Annotated in this window: 6 protein-coding genes; 5 read left to right on the top strand and 1 reads right to left on the bottom strand. The window is 67.8% G+C overall.

Annotation, left to right across the window (positions count from 1 at the left end; all coding sequences use genetic code 11):
- The coding region (locus tag OXK16_11890; GenBank protein ID MDE0376641.1) for an aromatic ring-hydroxylating dioxygenase subunit alpha at positions 1-1300 on the top strand (1300 nt) is incomplete at its 5' end.
- Positions 1301-1304: 4 nt separating this feature from the next.
- Complete coding sequence (locus OXK16_11885) at positions 1305-1541, top strand: hypothetical protein (GenBank protein MDE0376640.1); 237 nt, start codon at positions 1305-1307, stop codon at positions 1539-1541.
- A gap of 44 nt (positions 1542-1585) precedes the next feature.
- Here OXK16_11885 and OXK16_11880 read toward each other — a convergent pair whose 3' ends face one another.
- Positions 1586-2677 (bottom strand): acyltransferase, encoded by a 1092-nt coding sequence (locus OXK16_11880; GenBank protein MDE0376639.1) that lies wholly within the window; start codon positions 2675-2677, stop codon positions 1586-1588.
- Positions 2678-2906: 229 nt separating this feature from the next.
- On the opposite strand from OXK16_11880, the gene OXK16_11875 reads away from it, so the two are divergent.
- The 3 genes from OXK16_11875 to OXK16_11865 form a co-directional block, all read left to right on the top strand.
- Positions 2907-3341: a hypothetical protein gene (locus OXK16_11875; GenBank protein ID MDE0376638.1), complete on the top strand. Its 435-nt coding sequence runs from the start codon at positions 2907-2909 to the stop codon at positions 3339-3341.
- Positions 3342-3433: 92 nt separating this feature from the next.
- Positions 3434-4762 carry an aspartate aminotransferase family protein gene (locus OXK16_11870; protein ID MDE0376637.1) on the top strand — a complete coding sequence of 443 codons (1329 nt, stop codon included), beginning with the start codon at positions 3434-3436 and terminating at the stop codon, positions 4760-4762.
- Positions 4763-4803: 41 nt separating this feature from the next.
- The coding region (locus OXK16_11865) for a phosphotriesterase-related protein (protein ID MDE0376636.1) at positions 4804-5193 on the top strand (390 nt) is incomplete at its 3' end.

Genomic DNA, 5193 nt, shown 5'->3' with positions numbered 1-5193 from the left:
GGAGCAGAACGAACGGCTCACCCGGGTCGGTCCGGGTACGCCGATGGGCGAGCTATTGCGCCGCTACTGGTATCCGGTCGCGTTCACGCGGGAGCTCGACGAGTGGCCCATCCGCAAGGTGAGGCTGCTGGGCGAGGACTTCGCCCTGTGGAAGACCCCGCAGGGCGGCTACGGCATCGTCCAGGAGGCCTGCCCGCACCGGGCCGCCTCCCTGATCTACGGCGTGGTCGAGGAGGACGGCCTGCGGTGCGGCTACCACGGGTGGAAGTTCGACTGCTCCGGGAACTGCATCGAGCAGCCGGCCGAGCCGGGCAAGACCGCCTTCATGCGGCACGTCAAGGCCTTCGCCGGCCGGGCGCAGGCGCTGGGAGGGATGGTGTGGGCATACATCGGCCCCGACCCGGCGCCCGAACTGCCCCGATTCGACGTGTTCGTGGATCCGGGCTTCATCGACGCGGGCCACTCGATGTTGCCCTGCAACTGGCTCCAGATCATGGAGAACTCGGTGGATCCCCACCATGTCGAGTGGCTGCACGGCCGCTACTTCGAGTTCCTCGGATCGCAACAGGGGTTCGTGGCGCCCAAGTCGTTCCAAAAGAAGCATCTCAGGGTCGGCTTCGACGCCATGGAGTGGGGCATCCTCAAGCGCCGGGTCCTCGAGGGTCACACCGAGGAGGACGACGACTGGGCGGTGGGCCATCCGCTGGTGTTCCCGCACTCGATGCGGGTGGGGGGCGCCGGGATCGACCAGATGCAGATCAGGGTGCCGATCGACGACACCACCACCTGGGCGATCTTCTACTCGAACCACCATCCGGAGGGCCTCGACACCTACCCCGAGCAGATCTATCCCGTCGACTACGAGTACAAGTGGCTCGACGACCGGGGCCGCCACATCGTCGACTACATCGAAGGCCAGGACGTGATGGCGTGGGTCAGCCAGGGTAGGATCGCAGACCGGACCTCCGAGCACATCGGCAAGTCCGACATCGGCGTCATCATGATCAGGCGCATGTTCAAGGCCCAGATGGCCCGCGTGGAGGCCGGGGAGGACCCGACGGTGGCTTTTACCAGGGTGCCCCACGAGCGGATCGAGCTTCCGTGCGAGAAGAAGAAGTTCGGCGCCGGGATCGACTTCGCCCTGGCCTGGCTCGACATGGGCTCCACCCGCTACTCGCCGGCCCTCGACACCCTGCGCAAGATCCATCTGGAAGCCGCCCGGGCCCGGGGCGAGATGCCGAGCTCGGACGAGTACGCGGTGAGGCAGCCGTTCGACGCGGGCCCGCCGCGGACCATGTGATGCGATGACCGAGCGGCGCGTCTCGGGCGCCCACTGGTGGGATCCCGACCGGGTCTCCCACCTGGCGGACAGGCCCCGCCACTGCCCCAACTGCGGAGGCGCGGTGACGGGAGCGGAGGGCATCTCCGTCGAGTACTGGGAGGCCGACCGGAAGGTGTTCCACACCTGGTGCAACGCCTGCGGCTGGGCCGGCGACATAGTGAGGATCCAGCGAATGGTCGGCCACGAACCCGAGGACTGAGACGCACCACTTGTCGCGCCGGTTCTGAGCGAGAAGCTGCTCGGCTAGTCCGCGGCCTTCGGGATGGCGGTTGCGGTCGGACGCTTGGTTACCCGGTAGAGGGCTAGTAGGGGCCAGGTGGCAATGGCGGGGCCGATCAGCCAGATGGGTCGGGTCAGCCACCACTCGAGGGTGGGCTCGGCCGGCGGCACGTAGCCGAAGCCGAACAGGATCGCCACCACCACGGCCATGCCGGTGGAGTGGAACAGGTAGAGGGGCATAGCGTGTTCGTTGATCCAGCCCACCACCCGCTGGGCGAGGTCTCCCCTCTCCAGCCAGGCGAGAACCTTGGGCCGGATGACCAGCACCAGCCCCACCTGCAGGAAGGTCAGCGCCACGATGGCCAGGGTTGGCGGACCCATGTTGGAGAAGCGCTCCCCGGGTACGCCGACCAGGGAACGCGGGTAGAAGCCCATGTTGGTGAGGGCCACGAGCGCGAACAGGCCGGCCCAGAACATCATCCAGCCGGTGCGGGCAGGAGCGGCCACCAGACGGTCGTAGAAGAAGCCGAGTTGGTGGGCGAGGCCCCAGATGACCAGGAAGTTGGCCCACGCAGCCCAGCCCTGACCCTGGGTGAAGCGGAGCACATCCAATACCCCTGCCAAGCCGAGTAGCCAGACCGGTGCGATCTCGCCCCAGCGCCAGTGGGCCCGGATGGCGATCGGTGCAATGAGGACCATCACCACGTACACCACCAGGAACCACAGCGGCGACAGCACCAGGATCACCGCCGACCACACCCAGGCTGGATCCACGGTCACCTCGAGCACCCAGCCGATGATGACCCACACGGCCACCAGTCCCAGCGCCGGTGCCAGCAGCCGTCCCATCCGGCGCTTCAGGAACCGCCGGGAGGTCCCTCGGGTGTAGTTACGGAAGGACCGATGGTGCGTGTAACCGCCCACGAAGAAGAACACGGGCATGACCTGCAGGACCCACGTCGCCACCCAGAGGCCGCGGGTGGACCCGATCGGATTCGACGGCGACACCGTCGAGGGCGAGACCACGAGGATCGTGAACACCCAGTGCCAGATCACCACCACCACGAGCGATATCGACCGCAGAAGATCTACATACTGGTCCCGATACGCCGCCATCCGCCCGGAATCCTACCCATAGGGCACCGGCCTGGTTGGCCCAGATCGTGGCAAGCCGGGTGTCGCCGCGGCACCCGGTTGGCGAGACACGGGCATGACCCGGACACGATGGATACAGTGAACGAAGCGTCTCGTACGAGCGGGAACCGGGATCCGCCGACAGCGAATCCGATCCCCCTTGTCGGATCGTGAGCTACTGGTCCTCGAGTGGGAAGGATGGGCCACCACAGTGCGGTTAGCCGTCGGCTGGATCATTGCGGGCACCTTGCTCGCGGTCACCGTTTTGGGTGCGGTTTCTTCTCAAGACACCCCGGAGACAGCGACCTGGATGGTGATCAGCGTCGCCGTAGCGGCCGGGCTGGGCGCGATGATCGTGTCGGCCGGGTCGGTGCCGGCGCGTGGCAGGACGGGACTCCTGCTTGCGATCTTGCGAGCCATGTTGTCGGTCGCGGCGGGCGTGGTCACCCTCCTGAGCACCATGGTCGCCGGATGCAACGACTTGGGCGGGGTTCCCAGCTGGGAGCGCTGCCACACGTGGTTGGGCAACCCGACCGTCGACTGGCCGGGGGCGCCTTTGCTCGCGCTCGCTCTCGCTCTGGGCGCCGGCTATCTCGTCTGGTGGCTCTTCGGGAGGGTGTTTCCGGACCATGTGGATGGGCAATGACCCGCGCGCGAAGCTCCGGCAACCCGGCCGGACCGCCAGGGGTAGCATCACCGGCAGAATCGGGTAGCGGTCCTGTCCGGGAGGTGCGATAGATGCAGGGCGAGATGGTCAAGTTGGGCTTCGAGCAGTCGCGGCGCCTCCTGGAGAGCTCCAGGAAGGTGATCCCCGGCGGGGTCAACAGCAACGTCCGGATGGGGGAACAGCCCCACCCCATCTTCTTCGAGTCGGCAGAGGGTCCCTACCTGTTCGATGCTGACGGGAACCGGCTGATCGACTACGTGATGGGCCAGGGTCCCATGCTCCTCGGGCACCGGCCCGGCTTCGTCCTCGAAGCGGTCGAGCACCAACTGTCACGGGGCATCCTCTACGGGGGCCAGCACGAACTCGAGGTCGAAGTGGCGCGCCTCGTGACCCGGATGGTGCCCTCCGCCGAGATGGTGCGCTTCAACATGACCGGCACCGAGGCGGTCCAGGCCGCTCTCCGGATCGCCCGCGCCGCCACCGGCCGCCACATGGTGGTCAAGTTCGAGGGCCACTACCACGGCTGGGCCGACAGCGTCCTCTTCAACGTGGGCAGCGGGTCAGAGCCGGCGGCGGAAGGCCCGGGGCTGGCGGCCGTGCCCGAGTCTGCCGGCATGGCACCGGAGGCGGGCTCGTCCCTGATCGTCGTGCCCTGGAACGATGCGGGCGCGCTCGGAGAGGTGCTGGCATCGGTGGGCGACTCGGTGGCGGCGGTCATCATGGAGCCGGTCATGGCCAACAGCGGGGTGGTTGAACCGGTCCCCGGCTACCTGGAAGCGGTGCGCGACCTGTGCGACCGCCACGGGATCGTTCTCATCTTCGACGAGGTCATCACGGGTTTCCGGGCCGGCCTGGGTGGCGCCCAGGGCCGATACGGCGTGACCCCTGACCTCACCACCATGGGGAAGGCCCTCGGGTCGGGCTTCCCGGTGGGATGTGTGGCAGGCAAGCGGGAGATCATGGAGATCGTCAGCACCGGAGCCGTCACCCATGCCGGCACCTTCAACGCCTCCCCCATCAGCATGGCCGCCGCCCGGGCGGCTCTCGAACACCTCTACCTGGGGGGCAACGAGTTCTACGACACGCTGGAAGAGCGCGGCCGCCGGCTCATGCAGGGGCTCCGCGGGGTGATCGAGGACCGTGGCGCGCCGTGCCTGGTCCAGGGTCTGCCCACCATCTTCAACCTGATGTTCACCGAGATGGCAGGGGTGAGGGATCACCGCGACGTGCTCCTGACCGACAAGGCCCGTCGGTCAGCCTTCCTGTCGCATCTGGCCGCAGCCGGGGTACGGATCTCGGGGCTCGGCAACCTGTTCCTGTCCAGCACCCACACCGGGGACGTTATCGACAGCACCGTGGAGCGCTTCGACCAGGCCCTTCGCTCCTTCCTGTCGGGGTGATACCCGCCCTAGGAAATCCGCCCCCGCTCGAGCAGGCCCGGGTGCGGACGGTGCTGGGGGAGATCCCCGCTGCCGAGCTCGGCACCACCCTGGTCCACGAGCACCTGCTGGTCGACATCCGTTGCAACTGGCGGCCGGACGACGACCCCGCCATCGCCTTCCACCCGGTGACTCCGGAGCGCCTGGGCCGCGTCCGGGCCAGCCCGTTCGCATGCCGGGACAACCTGGTGGTGGACGAGCCCCATGTCCTGGCGGAGGAACTAAAGCGCTACCGCGCTGCCGGAGGTCACACGATCGTGGACGCCACCCCGCCCGGCCTGGGCCGCGATGCTCGCGTCCTCGAATGGCTGGCGGCCGAGTCAGGTGTGAACATCGTGGCCGGATGCGGCTTCTACGTCGAGGCCACCCATCCGGCCGGCCTGCACCGCTGG

The sequence above is a fragment of the bacterium genome (genome assembly GCA_028821235.1).
GTDB lineage: Bacteria > Actinomycetota > Acidimicrobiia > Spongiisociales > Spongiisociaceae > Spongiisocius.
The sequence above is the reverse complement of the archived record's forward strand: the minus strand, read 5'-3'. Positions and strand labels throughout refer to the sequence as shown.

Bases quoted from the DNA above. Each gene is read 5' to 3' on its own strand.
- OXK16_11885 (MDE0376640.1), top strand. From the start codon at position 1,305: ATGACCGAGCGGCGCGTCTCGGGCGCCCACTGGTGGGATCCCGACCGG.
- OXK16_11870 (MDE0376637.1), top strand. From the start codon at position 3,434: ATGCAGGGCGAGATGGTCAAGTTGGGCTTCGAGCAGTCGCGGCGCCTC.
- OXK16_11880 (MDE0376639.1), bottom strand. From the start codon at position 2,677: ATGGCGGCGTATCGGGACCAGTATGTAGATCTTCTGCGGTCGATATCG.